At 40.5% G+C, this 17,694-nt stretch carries 20 protein-coding genes; 6 read left to right on the forward strand and 14 right to left on the reverse strand.

The features are described from left to right. Positions 1–224: 224 nt before the first annotated feature. The 4 genes from NSS78_RS10050 to NSS78_RS10065 all read right to left on the reverse strand — a co-directional run bounded on the left by NSS78_RS10050 (position 225) and on the right by NSS78_RS10065 (position 4,256). Positions 225–1,361: a conserved virulence factor C family protein gene (locus tag NSS78_RS10050; RefSeq protein ID WP_003215956.1), complete on the reverse strand. Its 1,137-nt coding sequence runs from the start codon at positions 1,359–1,361 to the stop codon at positions 225–227. 30 nt (positions 1,362–1,391) lie between these two features. Beyond that, entirely contained in the window at positions 1,392–2,003 is a 612-nt protein-coding gene (locus tag NSS78_RS10055) for an HD domain-containing protein (RefSeq protein WP_212045982.1), read from the reverse strand. 13 nt (positions 2,004–2,016) lie between these two features. Next, positions 2,017–2,499 carry a glutathione peroxidase gene (locus NSS78_RS10060; RefSeq protein WP_003216059.1) on the reverse strand — a complete coding sequence of 161 codons (483 nt, stop codon included), beginning with the start codon at positions 2,497–2,499 and terminating at the stop codon, positions 2,017–2,019. A 74-nt stretch (positions 2,500–2,573) separates the two neighbouring features. After that, positions 2,574–4,256 carry a formate--tetrahydrofolate ligase gene (locus tag NSS78_RS10065; protein ID WP_212045981.1) on the reverse strand — a complete coding sequence of 561 codons (1,683 nt, stop codon included), beginning with the start codon at positions 4,254–4,256 and terminating at the stop codon, positions 2,574–2,576. A gap of 138 nt (positions 4,257–4,394) precedes the next feature. Between NSS78_RS10065 and metA the strand changes: the two genes are divergently transcribed. Further along, positions 4,395–5,303, forward strand: coding sequence for a homoserine O-succinyltransferase (gene metA / locus NSS78_RS10070; protein ID WP_003215782.1), 909 nt, complete (start codon positions 4,395–4,397; stop codon positions 5,301–5,303). 228 nt (positions 5,304–5,531) lie between these two features. Continuing rightward, on the forward strand, positions 5,532–6,683 hold the full coding sequence (locus tag NSS78_RS10075; protein ID WP_003215454.1) for a diglucosyl diacylglycerol synthase: 1,152 nt from the start codon (positions 5,532–5,534) through the stop codon (positions 6,681–6,683). A gap of 33 nt (positions 6,684–6,716) precedes the next feature. Here NSS78_RS10075 and NSS78_RS10080 read toward each other — a convergent pair whose 3' ends face one another. Beyond that, positions 6,717–7,418 carry an AIM24 family protein gene (locus NSS78_RS10080; protein WP_050943887.1) on the reverse strand — a complete coding sequence of 234 codons (702 nt, stop codon included), beginning with the start codon at positions 7,416–7,418 and terminating at the stop codon, positions 6,717–6,719. Between the two features lie 259 nt (positions 7,419–7,677). On the opposite strand from NSS78_RS10080, the gene cspD reads away from it, so the two are divergent. Beyond that, on the forward strand, positions 7,678–7,878 hold the full coding sequence (gene cspD / locus NSS78_RS10085; RefSeq protein WP_003215784.1) for a cold-shock protein CspD: 201 nt from the start codon (positions 7,678–7,680) through the stop codon (positions 7,876–7,878). A gap of 45 nt (positions 7,879–7,923) precedes the next feature. On the opposite strand, the gene NSS78_RS10090 is transcribed toward cspD, so the two are convergent. The 3 genes from NSS78_RS10090 to NSS78_RS10100 form a co-directional block, all read right to left on the reverse strand. Then, positions 7,924–8,106 carry a hypothetical protein gene (locus NSS78_RS10090; protein ID WP_003215507.1) on the reverse strand — a complete coding sequence of 61 codons (183 nt, stop codon included), beginning with the start codon at positions 8,104–8,106 and terminating at the stop codon, positions 7,924–7,926. Positions 8,107–8,275: 169 nt separating this feature from the next. Next, the gene (locus NSS78_RS10095) at positions 8,276–8,458 is read right to left on the reverse strand and encodes a zinc-finger domain-containing protein (RefSeq protein ID WP_003215998.1); all 183 of its coding nucleotides are present in this window, start codon (positions 8,456–8,458) and stop codon (positions 8,276–8,278) included. Position 8,459: 1 nt separating this feature from the next. Beyond that, on the reverse strand, positions 8,460–9,131 hold the full coding sequence (locus NSS78_RS10100; protein ID WP_050943886.1) for a ribonuclease H family protein: 672 nt from the start codon (positions 9,129–9,131) through the stop codon (positions 8,460–8,462). Positions 9,132–9,224: 93 nt separating this feature from the next. Between NSS78_RS10100 and NSS78_RS10105 the strand changes: the two genes are divergently transcribed. From NSS78_RS10105 to NSS78_RS10115, 3 genes are read left to right on the forward strand one after another with little or no spacing between them, the layout of a single operon-like run. Beyond that, a complete protein-coding gene (locus NSS78_RS10105; RefSeq protein WP_003215661.1) occupies positions 9,225–9,914 on the forward strand; it encodes a queuosine precursor transporter in 690 nt (229 codons plus the stop codon). Between the two features lies 1 nt (position 9,915). Then, positions 9,916–10,311 (forward strand): reverse transcriptase-like protein, encoded by a 396-nt coding sequence (locus NSS78_RS10110; RefSeq protein ID WP_212045979.1) that lies wholly within the window; start codon positions 9,916–9,918, stop codon positions 10,309–10,311. 44 nt (positions 10,312–10,355) lie between these two features. Continuing rightward, entirely contained in the window at positions 10,356–10,481 is a 126-nt protein-coding gene (locus NSS78_RS10115; RefSeq protein ID WP_003215584.1) for a hypothetical protein, read from the forward strand. 16 nt (positions 10,482–10,497) lie between these two features. Here NSS78_RS10115 and NSS78_RS10120 read toward each other — a convergent pair whose 3' ends face one another. The 6 genes from NSS78_RS10120 to NSS78_RS10145 all read right to left on the reverse strand — a co-directional run bounded on the left by NSS78_RS10120 (position 10,498) and on the right by NSS78_RS10145 (position 17,476). Beyond that, positions 10,498–11,385 carry a 5'-3' exonuclease gene (locus NSS78_RS10120; protein ID WP_212045978.1) on the reverse strand — a complete coding sequence of 296 codons (888 nt, stop codon included), beginning with the start codon at positions 11,383–11,385 and terminating at the stop codon, positions 10,498–10,500. Positions 11,386–11,659: 274 nt separating this feature from the next. Further along, positions 11,660–11,923 carry a YpbS family protein gene (locus NSS78_RS10125; protein ID WP_050943884.1) on the reverse strand — a complete coding sequence of 88 codons (264 nt, stop codon included), beginning with the start codon at positions 11,921–11,923 and terminating at the stop codon, positions 11,660–11,662. Positions 11,924–11,964: 41 nt separating this feature from the next. Further along, entirely contained in the window at positions 11,965–15,564 is a 3,600-nt protein-coding gene (locus NSS78_RS10130) for a dynamin family protein (protein ID WP_327839380.1), read from the reverse strand. Positions 15,565–15,697: 133 nt separating this feature from the next. After that, a complete protein-coding gene (gene fbpC / locus NSS78_RS10135) occupies positions 15,698–15,805 on the reverse strand; it encodes a Fur-regulated basic protein FbpC (protein WP_306172627.1) in 108 nt (35 codons plus the stop codon). Between the two features lie 64 nt (positions 15,806–15,869). Further along, positions 15,870–16,379 (reverse strand): isoprenylcysteine carboxyl methyltransferase family protein, encoded by a 510-nt coding sequence (locus tag NSS78_RS10140; protein ID WP_285859399.1) that lies wholly within the window; start codon positions 16,377–16,379, stop codon positions 15,870–15,872. Then, on the reverse strand, positions 16,376–17,476 hold the full coding sequence (locus NSS78_RS10145; protein WP_327839382.1) for a 3-oxoacyl-[acyl-carrier-protein] synthase III C-terminal domain-containing protein: 1,101 nt from the start codon (positions 17,474–17,476) through the stop codon (positions 16,376–16,378). The genes NSS78_RS10140 and NSS78_RS10145 overlap by 4 nt, the downstream gene beginning before the upstream one ends. Between the last annotated feature and the right edge of the window lie 218 nt (positions 17,477–17,694).

The raw sequence follows: 17,694 nt of genomic DNA on the forward strand, positions 1-17,694 counted from the left end.
TTAGCCACCGATGAATGACCGATGACCAGCATAGCTGCTGAAGCTAGTGTTCAGCATGGTTCGTGTCATAAAATCTGACCTCCAATATTCTATATTGGTACTACTATATAGAGTTTTTTCGTATATTTCAACAATATTCAAAATAATTTTTCTAAAAAAATTTTTCCGTCTATGATTTTAGAAAAACAAGCTACCTATCATTGGCAGCTTGCTCATAAGTCTCATCATTCTGATGCATTTTTTCTACTTTCTGTCATTTGCTTCCATACTGAGCCTTTCGCTTCTTCTCCGTGCTCAATGCGCTCAATCGCCATTTTCACTTGAAGGCTGACTTCAAATTCAGGGTCTTGCTCAGCTTCTTTTAATGCGTCAAGTGCTGTTTCGTCACCTTCTTCATAAAGAAACATCGCTGCACGCCAGCGAACAAGTTTACTTGGATCCTTTAATGATTCGATCATTGCTTCTATAGCGCTCGGGTCACCGAGGTCTGAAATGCAGTCTCCAGCGGTTCTGCGGACCGTCACTGTTTTATCTTTAAGCCCTTTATATAAAATAGGCAGAATAGCAGGATCTTCAATCATTCCAGCATTCACAACGGCTTGTCTGCGAATCGATGTTTTAGGGTCCTCCATTGCTTTCATTAAAACAGGTATATCCTTTTGCTCTGGCTGCATTTGCTCTAAATGGGCAAAACGCTTTTTCCAATCTTCCTCGCGCAGCATTTCTTCTGTCACATCATATGCCTTTCGGTTCACCTGTCGATCTACAGCTTCTTGTCCTTCTTTGACTGCCTCTGTTAAGCGGGCTAAACGTTCGTCATCATAGGCTGCTTGGAGCTCTTCTGTCACTTCCTGGCCGATATCTGCAAAGTCACCAAAACGAACGCCATGTTCTTTCCACACACGTTCAAATACGACATTGTCTGAACTGCTTCTGAGCTTTAAAATGGCTGCTTGGAAGCGTTCAGGCATGCCAAACCGCTCTTCTCTTTCACCGTCCGTTAATTTGACTTGCATCGGAATCCCATTAAACATTTGGATGAACACTTTGACTTCGCCAAATGTGTCACCGCCAGACTGCGACCCTTCCTGAAGGCCTTCTGTTTCTTGACCAAAGGCTTCTCTGACCTGCTGCAAAATGCCCTGCCAGTCAAACTTTGCATTACGCTCAACCGCTAAGAAATCTGCGACATGATAAACACCTTTTACACCTTCAATGTTCAAAATACGCTTAATCATCTCTGGCGCTTCGTCTTTTTGATCCTTTTTGTAGTTGTTGCTTTTCCCGCCGGCAAGTGCTTCTGTCAAAATGACCTTCATCGTATTTGGACTTGGCGTCGGTTCTATCGCTGTTATTTTCATCTATACATCCTCCTTACACACATAAAGACCCTACTCATCTGTAAGGCCGCATTCTTCTTTCCATGTCTTGATAAATAGGCTCATCAAATCATGCCGCTCCTCAGCAAGCTGCTTTCCAGAACGAGTGTTCATTAAGTCTTTTAATTTGAGCAGTTTTTCTTCCATATGTTTTAGCACGGAGCCCTGCTGCGTGTCCTTTGTATAGTGGGGTTCCCCTTTTGCGCCTGCATAAGTAAACACCCTCGCAATACCGGTTGCTCCTATCGCATCGAGCCGATCTGCGTCTTGAACAATGGCCCCTTCTAACGTTATTGGTCTATTCTGCTTATGTCGATGACGAAAAGACATCGTTGTAATGATGTCCATGATATAACAAATATCTCGCGTATGAACTTCCCAAGAAAGGAGCTGAAGCTCAAGCTGCTTTGGTGAAAGCTTCCATTCACCCGGCAGCTTTTCATCTATGACATCATGAACAATCGCTGCCATTTCGATCACAAACAGAGAGCCGCCTTCCTGATTAGCAATCTGGCAGGCAAGCTGCCGCACACGATCAATATGAGCCGCATCGTGTCCAGTCGGTTCATATTTCAGCCGATCTGAAACAAAGGAGGCAACTGCCTCCAATTGTTTTTTCTGCATGACGGTGAGCACCTTATTTGTCCAAAAGAGCGATGATGGAGCTTTCTAATTCTTTTGGTGATGTTTTCGGAGAGAACCGCTCAGTGACTTCTCCGTTTTGATCCACGATAAATTTTGTGAAATTCCATTTCACTGTTTTTGTGCCAAGTACACCTTTTGCATGACTTGTTAAATGTTTGAAGAGCGGGTGCGCGTTGTCACCATTGACATCTACTTTCGCAAACATAGGGAAGGTCACCCCATAATTCAAAGAACAGAATTCTTGAATGGCTTCTTCTCCTTCTGGTTCTTGGTTCATAAATTGGTTACATGGAAATCCTAAAATTTCAAGGCCCTTTTCATGATATTGATCATATAGCTCCTGCAGTTGTTTAAATTGAGGAGTCAGTCCACATTTGCTTGCTGTGTTGACAATAATGAGTACTTTTCCTTTGTAATCTGCCATTGATTTTTCTTGACCGTTAATGGTCTTGACCTGAATATCATAAATTGACATCTCATAGCCTCCTAGGATTCACTTTTTCCTATCGTAACATGCTTCTTTTATAAAATCGCTTTTTATGCTTCCGGTTAAAAGAGTCCTGTCACACTGCCGTCTTCTAATAAATCCATCTCGAGCGCCGCTGGTTTTTTAGGTAATCCAGGCATTGTCAAAATGCTTCCAGTTAAAGCAACAATAAATCCTGCTCCTACAGATGGTTTTAACTCACGAATCGTAATGGTAAAGCCCTTAGGCCTCCCAATTAAAGCTGGATCATCTGAAAGTGAATATTGCGTTTTTGCCATACAAACCGGTAAATGCCCCCAGCCGTTTTCCTCGATGGCTGCCAGCTGTTTTCTTGCTTTTGAAGTGAGTGTGACCCCGTCTGCTCCGTAAACCACTTTGGCAACTTTAGATAATTTTTCTTCGATGGAATCATGCTCTTCATACAAATAGGAAAAGCTGTTCTTCTTCTTTTCAATAAGTGTTGCGAGTTCTTCGGCAAGTGCTGTCCCGCCTTCGCCTCCTTCTTCCCATACATTCACAGCTTGGACTGGGTGGCCATGTGCGTGGCACCAATCTTCTATCGCTTGAATCTCTTCTTTTGTATCAGTGATAAATCTGTTAACTGCGACAATGTACGGAAGACCGAAAGCTTGGACGGTTTCAATATGCTTTTCTAAATTATGTATACCTTTTAATACAGCTTGTGCATTCTCTTCTTTGAGTTCTGTTTTCTTCATTCCGCCATGCATCTTTAATGCTCTGACAGTCGCCACAATGACAACTGCACCAGGCTCGAAATCACCAGCTCTTGTTTTAATGTGCAGGAACTTTTCTGCTCCAAGATCTGCTCCAAATCCAGCTTCTGTTACGACATAATCGGCTAATTTCGCCGCCATTTTAGTTGCAATTAAACTATTACATCCATGCGCAATATTGGCAAAAGGACCGCCATGAACGAGGGCCGGAGTTCCTTCAATCGTTTGTACAAGATTCGGTTTGAGTGCGTCTTTTAAAAGTAACGTCAGAACACCTTCATATCCAAGTGCACCAACAGTGACTGGCTCCCCGTCTTGATTATAGGCAACAACAATAGAAGAAAGACGTTTTTTCAAGTCGGTTAAGTCTTCTGCTAAACAAAGGATGGCCATCATTTCGGAGGCAACCGTGATGTCAAACCCGTCTTCTCTAGGATACCCATTTACCTGTCCACCAAGTCCGACAACGACCTGTCTTAAAGCACGATCGTTTAAATCAAGCACTCGCTTCCATACAATGCGGCGCGCATCGATGCCAAGTTCATTTCCGTGATGGATATGGTTATCAATGAACGCAGATAAGGCATTATGTGCAGAAGTAATGGCATGAAAATCTCCTGTAAAATGAAGATTGATTTCTTCCATTGGTAGCACCTGTGAATATCCTCCACCTGCTGCACCGCCTTTTATACCCATTGTAGGACCTAATGAAGGCTCTCGCATTGCTATGATTGCTTTTTTCCCTATTTTTTCGAAGGCTTGACCGAGCCCGACTGTGACGGTGGACTTCCCTTCACCTGCTGGCGTTGGATTGATCGATGTGACAAGGATCACATGTCCTTCTTTTTGTTCTTTTAAACGGTCAAAAATAGTCAAAGATATTTTCGCTTTTGTGAAACCATAGCATTCTAATTCTTCGTCATGTATTTGCAGCTTTGCTGCGATGTCTTGAATAGGTCTCAGCTTTGCCTTTTGGGCGATGTCAATATCTGATAAATGCTTTGTGATCATAAATAAACGGCCTCCTTTTTTTCGAGAAACAGCTTTGTTTTTGCTCTGTTTTTCATTGTAACATAATTGAAACATTGAAATATCGCCAGAAAGTTCCTATAATGAAATGAAATTATCTTTGGTTCAGGGGGTGGCGAGTTGCCTATTAACATACCAGTTCATCTGCCGGCAAAACAAATACTAGAGAGCGAAAACATTTTCGTCATGGATGAGACAAGGGCATTCAAGCAAGATATCCGTCCTTTGAATATCGTGATCTTAAATTTAATGCCAAAAAAAATACAAACTGAAACGCAGCTGCTAAGAATGCTCGGAAATTCTCCTTTGCAAGTGTATTTTACGTTTTTGATTCCAAGTACGCATACACCGAAGAATACGTCGAGAGAGCATCTAGATGAATTTTATACGACCTTTGAATCGATTCGCCATAAGAAATTTGATGGAATGATCATCACCGGCGCACCAATTGAGCATTTAGCTTTTGAAGAAGTATCCTATTGGAAAGAGCTGCAGGACATTTTGGACTGGAGTAAAACGAATGTGACGTCTACTCTTCACATTTGCTGGGGTGCACAGGCAGGCCTATATCACCATTATGGTATTGAGAAAATCAAGCTTGCTGAGAAAAAATTTGGTGTATTTGAGCATCTTGTGAAAGAGAAAAAAGAAAGATTAGTCAGAGGTTTCGATGAAGTATACTATGTCCCACATTCGAGGCATACAGATATTAATACAGAACAATTAAAAAACACGCCGAATTTGAAAGTATTGAGTGTCTCTGAAGAAGCGGGTGTTTGTTTAATTGTTTCAGATGATGATAAACAAGTATTTTTAACTGGACATCCTGAATATGATACGGACACATTGAAGCAGGAATATGAAAGAGATTTGTTGAAGGATGATACAGTCCAAAAACCTGTCCACTATTTTATAGAAGATGGTGACACATTAGTCCCAGTGAATCGCTGGAAAGCCCATGCCACTTTACTGTTTATGAACTGGCTCAATTATTATGTTTATCAAGAAACACCATACGTTTGGGAATAAAATAGACTGTAGTCTGATGATAAATGGCCAAAATGTGTTAAAATACAAATGGCTCTGTCTTCCATTATCAATTTAGTCTTGTTGTTTTTTAAAATTAGTTTAATTCTTTCGTAACGAATGATATGCTCTGACTGTTTATATGTTATCTTTATGTATATGTAGACCTATGAGATTAATAGTTTTCGTACGAAGTTTTGTTGTTGTTGATTACATTTGAGGTGAATATTCTTGAATACCAATAAAAAAATATTAATCTTGACCGCAAATTATGGAAATGGACATATGCAGGTGGCTAAAACACTGTATGATGAGTGCAAATCTCAAGGCTTTGAGCATGTTGTAGTTTCTAATTTGTATCAAGAATCAAACCCCATTGTGTCGGAAGTGACTCAATATTTATACTTGAAGAGCTTTTCCATTGGGAAACAATTTTATCGCTTGTTTTATTACGGTGTAGATAAAATTTACAATAAACGCAAATTTAACATTTATTTAAAAATGGGAAATAAGCGTCTTGATGAACTTATTCAATTACACAATCCGGATATGATTATTATTACATTCCCGATGATTGTTGTTCCTGAATACCGGAACAAAACAGGAAAAGTCATCCCGACATTTAATGTCATGACAGATTTCTGTCTTCATAAGATTTGGGTACATGAAAACATCGACCGGTACTATGTTGCAACCGATTATGTGAAACAAAAATTAGTGGAAATCGGCACACATCCAAGCGATGTCAAAGTGACAGGCATTCCTATTAGACCACAATTTGAAGCAGACGTGCCAAAATCGAAGATTTATAAAAAATATGGATTATCATCAAACAAAAAAGTTCTTCTGATTATGGCCGGTGCTCATGGTGTACTGAAAAATGTCAAGGAATTATGTGAAGCATTGCTTCTAGACAGTGAAGTACAAATTGTTGTTGTATGTGGAAAGAACGCAGCGCTGAAACAATCACTAAGCGATCTTGAACAAGCACATCCAGATCAATTGAAGGCGCTTGGATATGTGGAACAAATTGATGAATTGTTCAGAGTAACAGATTGTATGATCACAAAACCAGGTGGCATTACTTTAACAGAAGCAACTGCAATCGGCGTCCCAGTCATTCTTTACAAGCCTGTCCCTGGACAAGAAAAGGAAAATGCTCATTTCTTTGAAGATTATGGGGCAGCCATCGTCATCAACAGACATGAAGACATTTTAGAATCTGTGACCAACTTGCTTCAAGATGAAGAAAAGTTAGAAACCATGAAACAAAACATGAAAAATCTTCACTTAAAGCATTCTTCTCAAACCATTTTGGAAGATATCGTTGAGCAATCAGATATCATCACGAATAACAAAACGTATGCTCGCGCATTATCATAAAAAGGTGTCCGTCATTGACGGACACCTTTTTCTTTATCCTTGATTTCCATTTGTTGTGTACACTTCTTCAAACGGCTGCACGACAACAAAGCCGCTTCCGCTAAATTTCATTTGAATAGACTCTCCGCTTCCTCTGCCAATAAAGGTTTTGAATGAAACATCTGTCACAAATTCAGTTTTTAAATCCCCTGACCATGCAACTGTCGCATTTGGATCTGTATAGACAGAGTCACCCGGCTGAACAATCAATGTGAGCGGCTCATAATGACTCGTAATCGCAGCAAGGCCTGGTCCTTCTAATTTGACATTAAATAATCCGCCTGCAAGCATCCCCGACACTTTTTTCATCAATTTGATATCCCAACGGACTGAAGGTTCAAATGCGAGCAAATCATTCCCATTCACAAAAATGGATTCGCCTTCAGCCAAACGAAGAATTGAGATTTTTTTGCCTTGATCTGCTACATATAATTTCCCATCACCTGTTGCCTTCATGAGTGAAGTGCCTTCTCCTGACAGCATTTTTTTGAACATCTTTGAGACGCCATGTTCAAACACGCCCTCACGTTCAAACTTAATTTTGCCTCGGTACGAAACCATGGAACCTGTTTTTGCCCAAATGGTATCAGTCAAATTAATTTCTAAAAGTCTTGATGTTTCAAGTTCGAAGACCCCTTCTCCCTTATCTTCCTGCTGCGTATTCTGAACAAATTCTTCGAGTGTATAACGATTCATGATAGCACCTCTTTCTGTATTTTTTTTATATACGGACAAACTGTGCATAAAGTTTCAGAAAATGGGGACGGTTTAGCTATTATTGTTATTTGTCAAAAAAAATCAAACATTCTGCTCAAAATTTGGCTCTCCCGCTTGACGCTTTACTTTTGATGGTGTATAGTGGAACCATCATTTAACAACTGCAAAGTCGTTAGGTGATGAAAATTTTTTTTAGTATGCCAAAAGGTATGCTACAGTACTAGGAGGAAAAAGCAATATGCAAAACGGTAAAGTAAAATGGTTCAATAATGAAAAAGGTTTCGGCTTCATTGAAGTTGAAGGCGGAGACGATGTATTCGTTCACTTCACAGCTATCGAAGGTGACGGTTACAAGTCTTTAGAAGAAGGACAAGAAGTTTCTTTTGAAATCGTTGAAGGTAATCGTGGACCTCAAGCTGCAAACGTAACAAAAATCTAATCAACTAAATCAATGATGCAAAATAAAGAGAGGCTTATGCCTCTCTTATTTGATTTTCAGCTGAATTTCAATTGCTAAAATATTTTGCTTCAGTCGTTGTTCAATTTCAGAGATATCTTTTTCGAGAAAAGGTCTTCCCTTCTTTGCTACATCTACAAGTTGCTCTAGATCGCTGTACACCTCTTGAAATGTTCGATGTAATACCGTTTCGAACTCCTTATTATTCATACCGGCCTTCCCCTTTTCCTCTAATATCCGTCACTTAGTCAAAAAGTAACTCAACCAAAACTTTCTATAGTTATATCGGCTCATTTTTCGGAATATGTTCTTTTTTTACACATTCTATCCGTTTTTTTTCAAGAGCGAATGTTTGAGCAGGGAAAACCGGTCCGTTCGTTTATTTTTTGAGCAGCGTTTGGCCATATTCTTTTATTTTCTCTCCAACAGTGCATTGCTGTATGCAAAAGGAATGGGCATATTTTTTGCCAAATTCTTTTCGAAAATGCTTCTTAATCAAACAATCTGAACAATACGTGTCTTGAAGATCGGTCAATTCTTGTACTGCTGTTTTTTTATCCACATTATTCAGCTCCGTCTGCTTCTAATTTCAATGTACTTTCGATTGGGACGTCTGCAAGAATCTGTCTTGCAAGCTGATCCGCTTCTGCATTTTGTTTCCGATCGATGGCTTCATAGGTTGGCGTCAGCTTCAGCTCTTTTAAAGCCGCTTCAATTCGGTCAAGCCATTTGTTATGTACATCATCATAACAAGGCCATTCTCCTTTTAACTGATTCATGACAACAAGTGAATCTCCTCTAATCGTGACAGAATTTCTGCTTGCCCCCAGATTTTTTAAAGCTTTTACTGCCTCAAATAAAGCCGCATACTCTGCTTCATTATTGGTACTCCCTTGGAAAGGCTGATTTTTTCTCAATCGATAAGCGTCTTTTCCTAGCTTATAGTAGACGACAACACCAAGACCAGAGTCACCGGTTTCTTTGTGAAAACTTGCATCAAAATAGACTTGAAGCTGATCAGGTTCAAGCTTTAATTCTTCATTTAGCTTTTCAAGCTCTTTTATAGACCACATAGCCCCTTTTTCATCTTCAAATGACAGAAGTGACTGTGGTTCTTTTTTGTCAATATGTTTTGCTAACCTCAAGGCCTCTTTTAGCTCCAACCAATCTTCTTGGTAAAAAGCAATGGACCCAATTGATTTCACTTTCATTGTGTAGTGTGCTCTTAGTTTCATTGATCACATCGCCTTCCCGTGCTTTTAAGGTAAACATACGTTATGCTATAATCAAAAAGTTACATTTACAATGAGAAAGGAAGTTCATGTCACTTGTTTAATGAAGGTATTTGGATCTTATTTGCGATCATTAATTTTATCATTGTTCTTCTATTTTATAAAGGATTTGGCAAGATGGGCCTTTTTGTCTGGATTGGCTTTGCGACGGTTGCCGCAAATTTACAAGTTGTCAAAACCGTTGAATTATTCGGCCTAACCGCAACACTTGGAAATATTTTATATGGCAGTGTGTTCTTTGCAACGGACGTATTGAATGAAAAATATGGACAAAATGAAGCGAGAAAAGCTGTCTGGATTGGTTTTGCTACCCTTTTAACACTAACTGTTGTCATGCAGGAAGCCTTGCTTTTCCATCCCGCTCCATCTGATATCTCACAATCATCGCTGGAAACCATATTTGGCTTTATGCCAAGGGTTGCACTTGGCAGTCTCGCTGCTTATATCATCAGTCAAATGCTAGATGTTTATGTATATTCTTTTATTCGCCGCATATTTCCTTCCGATGGCGCGCTCTGGGTGCGCAATGCCGGAAGTACGATGATTAGCCAGCTTCTTGATACATTGATTTTCACGACCATTGCCTTTCTTGGCACGTATCCATTTCATGTATGGATAGAAATCTTCATCACGACATATGTCATTAAATTTATCGTCGCTGCGATTGCAACACCTTACGCGTATGCAGCGAAAAAAATGGTTCCGCTTGATGAAAGGGTGAAATGATGTGCCAGCAGAAATATACATTGACGGTGCGAGTGCAGGGAATCCGGGTCCCTCTGGCATCGGCATTTTCATCAAATATAATGGAAAGGCTGAGTCCTTCTCCATTCCTCTTGAACCCATGAGCAATCACGAAGCAGAATTTTCTGCTCTGATCGAGGGGATGAAAATATGCGCAGAAAAAGGATTGCGTACCGTTTCATTTCGAACAGATTCACAAGTAGTTGACCGCGCAGCCAATGTAGGATTTGCTAAAAATCCAGCCTTTCAGCACTTTATCAAAGAGATGATCGAGCTTCAAAGCCAGTTTGATTTATTTTTTATTAAATGGATTCCGAGTAAGGAAAATCAAATAGCAGATCAGCTCGCCAGAAAAGCGATTCACCTATCTAAAGGATGAATCGCTTTTTTTCGGTTATGCTAATGTGTGTGAGGTGATACTGATTGGATAAAGAAAATAAAGGTCGTGTCACAAATGGGACAACCCCACAAGGTGATGCGCAAACAAAAGATAAACAGCCACTATCTCAGCTGGAAAATAGAGCAAAGAAAAGCAATACAAAAAGATGAACCTTAGAGATCGGCTTTAGCTGATCTCTATTGTACTTAATCGATTCATCATCGGTTCGATTCCTTTGATTTGATGGTGCCTCAGCATAGCAGCAGCACGTTCTTGATTGATGTTCATTTTCGTCTCATCCATTGGACAGCTGAGCGGGACATCACATTTAATCTCTGCCAATAGACGAGAAAGCTTCAAATCTTCTAATCCTGCTTGCATTTTCTTTTGCTGCGCAGCCGTTAGTTCATGGACATTTTCTAACAAACCGTCAATCGTTTCATATGTTTGAATAAATTTTAAAGCAGTTTTTTCTCCGATTCCTTTGACACCTGGATAATTATCACTTGCATCACCCATGAGTGCTTTCATATCAATGAGTGCCTTTGGCGAGATTCCCATTTCCTCTTCAAATAAGGCTTTTGTATAATGCTTATAATTGCCAATTCCTTTTTGCATCAGGGCAACAGTCACTTGTTCATTCAAAATTTGCAGCAAATCTTTGTCACCAGTTAGGACAGTCACACGTGCTTCTTTTTGGTAAAGCGTAGCAAGTGTACCAATACAATCGTCTGCTTCAAAGCCCTTTAAACCAATGTTCACAATTCCTAGTTCTTCTGTAGCTTCTTTTGCTAAATCGAATTGCGGAATGAGCTCGACAGGCGCCTCTCCTCGATTTGCTTTATACTCTTGAAACAATTCGTTTCGATAGGTTTGGCTTCCCATATCCCAGCAGCACACAATATGAGTTGGCTCAAATGTCTGTACAGCTGTTAATAAGTGCTTCAAATAGCCATTCACTCCATTTGTTGGTACACCGTGGTCATTTATCATAAAATTGCGATGGACAGCCGTCGCATAAAACGATCTGAACAAAAGCGCCATTCCATCTACAAGCAGTACGTGTTTATTCATTCTCTTAAACTCCCTTTTCAAAACAATACTCCCATTCTATCACAGAACACAAAACTAGACATGAAAAAGGCGCCTTCTTCTTTTACAAAAGAAGAGGCAGCCCGTTTACTTTTGACCGTATTGCATTTTTTTCGTTTCTGCTTCTGCATAGGACGGCATGTCTTTTTGTTTAGGGTCACGCTCATCCTGCTGCTTTGTCTGTTGCTTTTTTTTCATGATCATTCCCCTTTCTCGGTACATTCATTAAGATGACCAAAAAAGAGAAAGTTACTCTTTACTTCTGTTTCTGCTCGACATACTCTCTGACCATATCATTCGTCACAAGCTTACGAAGCGGAACAATACCGCCTCGTGCAAGCTCATTCATCTTCGACGTAATGGCGTTGATCTCGTCTGTTGTAAATGGCTCGTTTTGCTCACATTTGACAACAGCCATCTCTATTGCTTGTTCTCTTTTCTGTTCAAGCTCAAGAAAGGACTGAATATGAGCATGCTGCTTTTGTGAGTGTGCTGAAATCTCTTCGTGTACGCTCGTCATTTTCTATCAACTGCTTTCTTTTTTATTTAGTCTACCATGAATCAAATGGTTTTCAACTGGTTCTTCCATTCTTCTGTTTGTTCATAAACTTGTTCAATGACGGCCTGCTCTTTGGCATCTGTCGTTAGGCTCGTGATAAATGTTTGTTTTTGTTCACTTAGCTGCTCGAGCGCTTCTGTTTCATATCTTTCCGTAAACGTCTTCACCATCATGTCGTACCTGCTCAGTAATTCTTCTTTTTCTTTATCAGCCCATTTCGTGGTTAACTGATGAAGAATGTCTCGAATCGCTTCAATAAACGCAGCCTTTCCATTCTGTTCAAAGAAAACTTTCGGTGATTTTTGTTTCTTTAAGAGCGGTTCGAATGGCGTTAGTTCAGCTTCGATTTCAATTTGTTTCAGCTCAGCATTTTTCTCTTCAGGCGGCGACAGTGAGAGAGAAAAGTAAGGGTCTTCTGCACATGCCGCTTGCAATCCTTTCTCCCACTCCTCTTGGAAGTATTGATGAATAAACGATTCCATTCGGATATCAAGCGCCTTTAACTCCTGTACAAATTCAAATTCATAATCCTTTAGTGCCTTCTCAAGTGCTTCTTTCAATTGCTGTCCGAAATTCCCTTGAGATATTCCAGGATAAAAGGCTGTCTTAAAGAGATCATTCGCAAATAATGAGAGGCGCTGCACAATATGATAGAGCTGCTCATGTAAGTCCTTTTTCACGCTTTCTGTCACTAGCTTAGATTGCTTTATCTGACTCATTTGATCAAGAATCGCTTCATAGGATGCGTCTATCTTTTTCTTTTCCGCTTGCTTCTCATCTTCTGACTGATGCAGCGTCGCATGCAGTTTGTCGACCGTTCTACATAACGTACGTGCTTCAAAATATAACAGCTCGATCGCATCTTTCGTTAGTTCTTCCTCTATAAAATAGTCGAGCTGCTTTCTAAGCTTTGCGTATTGATTATAAGCTGTCTCTCCCTTTCCTTCGATCTCTTCCTTACTGGATACATGATGAAGGTTTGGGTTTCTTATCCCTTCTTTTGTGAGCTCATTTTTCACATAGTCAAAGACGGTGTCAAGCTCTGCTTGATCCTTTGCGAGATCAGCTGCATTGATAATAAAGAACATTTTATCCATGCTAAATGAATCTTTTACAAGCCCAAGCTTACGTAAAAATGACCGATCTGCCTTCGAAAAAGAGTGCTGGTAGTAAGTTAAATAAAGAAGCGCATCTGCGTCCTTCATATATTGAAAGGCGATCTCTGTATGACGCTTATTCATACTGCTAGCGCCTGGCGTATCAACAATAGTCAGCCCTTTATCTGTTAGAGGTGTACTCAAATAAACCGTTACTTCCTTCACCACACAAGAAACAGCTTCTTCCGCCACATATGGCCTCAGTTCTTGAAGGGTGACATGAAGCGGCGTTTGCTTAGTAATGTGATCAACGAAACGGGTATGTGCTTGTAAAAAATGTTCAACAATGACGCGGTGATCTTGTTCAAGCTGTCTTTTTTTAAGCGTTCGTTTGAGCTTGGATGTAAACGTCTCCCCTTTTTCTTCTGAGATCGGAAATCCTAGGATCTGATTGAGCTCCTCTAATATATCCTGTTCTGTTTTGAACACCACTTTGACACTTTCATGCGGGTGATCTTCCGTCGGCCGCGTTAGCTTGTTAATGGTTGCCGTTGTTGGCGTGGGAGAGGATGGCAGCACCTTTCTCCCGACGAGTGCATTTGCAAAGGAAGATTTCCCCGAACTAAACGCCCCAAATAAAGCGAGTGTGAATTCTTTCGCTTGCAGCCGTTTTGTTCGTTTTTCAAAGGACTTTCTTTGAGATTGGAGCGCATCTAATGGCAATAAAATCTGAGAAAGCTGCTCAAACTGGTCAATCGACTGTGCCGTCGTGACATGCTGTGACTGACGCATTTGAGGCTGATCAATCTGCTTGTTCGGTTTTTCTTGGTCGCTCTCAGCAGGATGAATGGTCGCTTGCTCCTGCTTTAGCAGATCATGCTGCATTTGTCTCTTTTTCGTATAAAACCAATCTTCTTCGATCTGTTCATCCGTTCCATTTTGCCATATATCCCATACATCCTGAATATCTCGCTTCATTTGTTCATTTTTTCTGGTGCATTGCTCGAGTGTTTGGAGCTCTTTTGCAGACTGAACCCATTTTTCTTGCTGCTCTGCTTGATCTTCCATAAGCTTGGCTTTGAGCGACTCCACCATTTGTTCAATCAGTGGCATCGCTTGCTGCTTAGCCTGTCTTCTCAAGGCTTCGCCAGCATCTTTTGCATATTGCAGTACGTATTCATTGGAGAACGTTGCTCCATGATGAATCACACTTTCAAGAAGTGATTCTTGTACAGGTGTTTCAAACGCCATCACTTGATTTAATAACTCTTCACCAAGCTGATGTTTCTTGACTTCTTTTTTTAGTAGCTCAGCAATATGCCAGTCCACTTCTGCCTTCATTCTCGCTTTGACATCTGTTAAGAGGTCAGTTGCCCGTTTTTCTTTTTCCTGCTCAGTTTTATTTTTAGCAAAAAGCAGTCCCACTTTAAAGCCAGGTGCTTTTGATTCAATATAGTCGCTTGCGAGTTCTCTCATTTTAAATGGAGTTAGGTTGGCATTTTTCAAAATGCTCTCGACTTCAGTAGATACTTCTTCTTCTAACTGCTTGGCTCCATTTTCAATGAAGTGATTTTTCGCTTCCAAATCCTTTACTTCTTTTCTTTTTTCTTGGAGCTGTGACTCAAGCTCCTCACCTTGCAACTCTTCTTTTATCGAGTCAATGTGTTCTTTTAAGACATGCTCAATTTTCTGCTCCGTATAAGCCCGAAGTGAGGCTTTCGGCAACGTCTGTAATTCTTGCAGTTTTTTGATTAAACGAATCATTTCATTTCTTGGATGCGTCTCATCGGTTACAGATGTAAAGTATAGATGATCTTCTTCAATGCCTTCTTTAAGGAGCATGTCAACCACTTGATTTTTGTAGTCTTCAAATGCTGTCTCATGCTCATCATGCCGGTCCACTTGATTCACGATGAAATAGAGATTTGGCACTTTTTCTTTGATGGAGCGAATGAAACGAATGTTTTCTTCAGAATGAACATGGTTGTAGTGAACGACATAAAAAAGAGCATCTGCTTGATGAAGAATAGACGCAGCAGATAAAAAGTGGGCATGATCCGTGGAATCAATTCCTGGCGTATCAATCAGTGCCACTTTTTCTTCAAGGCCTCTATAGTCACCGCTAATTTCCACCATCTCAATCTGTTCTCCATCCTTACAGAAACGCTGTACTGCTTCTTTATCATAGGAGCCGCTCATTTTTGCAAAACGGCCATCAGAGGTGTGAAGCTGCACTTCACTTTCCCCTTTCCTCACGACGACCAAGTTTGCACTTGTTGGGATTGGACTCGTTGGCAAAATGTGATCATGAAGCAGATGATTCACAAGTGATGACTTTCCAGCAGAATAGTGGCCGGTAAATGCGATATATACTTCTTCTTCTGCTTCCTTTTTGATAATCGATGCAAGTTTGGCAGCGCGCTCATGATCATCCCTTTTGAGAAAGCTTTGATATAAAGCTCCTGTAGTTTGAACGAGCGAATCTCGAATAGACAAGTCTTTCATGACGATAAACCCCTTTGTTTTTAGAAAAGTCAGTTATGTATGTGATACCATTTTACACAAAATAAAGAGATTTTTCTTCTGATCTGAGGAAATAAAAAAAATCTGCTGCCCGATCAGTCGCAGTTGACTGGAATCAGGAAGCAGATTTTTTGGAGACACCTTTTAATACGAAGCCAATTAATAGGCTGTACACACACACCGTACCGAGTAAGAAAATCATTGTCATGTGATCACCGTCCATCCTTCATGATTGAGAATGCTTATCATTAATGAAAGTGTAGCACAATTGATAATGATTTTCAATATTAATTTAGCAAATACTGATTTAATGCTTTCTCCTCTGTTTGAATTCGTACAGCCATCATCCATGCATTTAAACATGTAAACAAAATGGCAGTGACATACGCATCAAACAATAGCGGGATCAGTAAAAGCTCAATCGCCACGACTACATAGTTAGGATGTTTCAACCAGCGATACGGTCCTTTTTTTACAATCATCGCGTTTGGTACGACTAAAATTTTCGTATTCCAGTACGTCCCAAGGGAGCATAATGCCCAGTATCGAATGACCTGTGTAGCCATGAGAAAAAGGAGCAGCACAAGAAAATACCCGGACGGCCCCTTATGTAAAAGCCCTATCTCAACTATAAGTGAGAGAAAAAAAGCCGTATGCATAGCGACCATATAGGGATAATGACTAGCACCAAATTCAATGGCACCTAGTGCTTTTACTTTCTTTTCATTTCTTTTGGCCACAAGCATTTCAATGAGCCGTTGACAAACGAAGAAACCGATGACAAGCCAAATGATCATGACAAGACCTCCTCCCACTTCATAAGCAGCAGCTCTGAGGAAAAGCCCGGACCAAGCGCCCCGCAAAGTCCCATCTCCCCCTCTTCAGCTGATTGATGTTCCAGGAAATGCTTGATGACATACAAAACTGTGGCAGAGGACATATTTCCGTGTTGTTTGAGTACTTCTTTTGAAGAAAACAGCTGATCCTCTCGTAAAGATAGACTTTCAACATAGGCATCAATCACTTTTTTTCCTCCAGGATGGGCTAGAAATACGGATAAGTCATTAGTTGAATATCCTTGCTCCTCTAAAAATTGATCCACCTGCTCTTTTAACCAGCCGGAAATCAAACTCGGAATGTCACGGGAGAAAATAACCCGAAAGCCGTCACTTGTAAATTCCCAGCCCATCACATCCTCAGAATCCTTCATCGTGACGGATTGCGTGCTTAGTACTTTAGGGACCGTTTTTAAATGGGCATATTCAAGCGCAGCTTTTTCCCCAGCTAAAAGAACCGCTGCCGTCCCGTCTCCAAACAAGGAGGTGCCGATTAAATTGCTTTTTGATTGATCTTGCGGCTGAAAGGTTAAACTGCACAGCTCACAGGCAACGACAAGTACCTTTGCTTCTGGAAATGCCCTTATGTATTCATAAGCTCGCGACAGCCCTGCCGCACCGCCCCCACACCCTAGGCCCCAGATCGGTACTCGTTTCGTATAAGGAGAAAAAGGAAGGACGTTCATGAGCTTTGCGTCAAGACTTGGGGTCGATAAGCCGGTACTTGAAATAAAAAACAATGCATCGATCTCTTCAACCGGGACTGGTTTTTTTAGAAACGCCTTCTCTTGAAGACAATGTATGATCGCTTCCTTTGCATGAGCCAGTGCCTTTTCCAAATAGATATTGTTTTTCTCTTCAAAAGAGTGGTGCGTCTGATACCATTCAATGGGCTGCACAAACTGCCTGCTCTGAATTTCTCCATTTTGAAAAGCTCTCAGCAGCCGGTCAATATCTTTAAACGATCGTTTAAATTGAGACCTAGCAAAATCAGCAGCTGTTTTCTGATCCACGTGATGCTTCGGGTGACTCGTTCCAACTGAAAGAATGTACGCCATCGGCTTCACCTCTTTTTTCGGTTAATATCCCCTATCGAAAAAAGGATATACATGCCGAACCGTCACAATTCAGTCAAAACATTTTCCTCCGTCTAACTTTTTGTCTTGACGACAATTGATAAATATTGGATAATATAGGTGAAAACATGATGTAGTTTTCCTCCTTCACAGGTTCGTTCCAAGCCAAGCGAACCTGCTTTTTTTATGTAAGCTATGTT

It is taken from the genome of Bacillus sp. FSL W8-0920 (genome assembly GCF_038593215.1).
Taxonomy (GTDB): Bacteria; Bacillota; Bacilli; order Bacillales; family Bacillaceae; genus Bacillus; species Bacillus pumilus.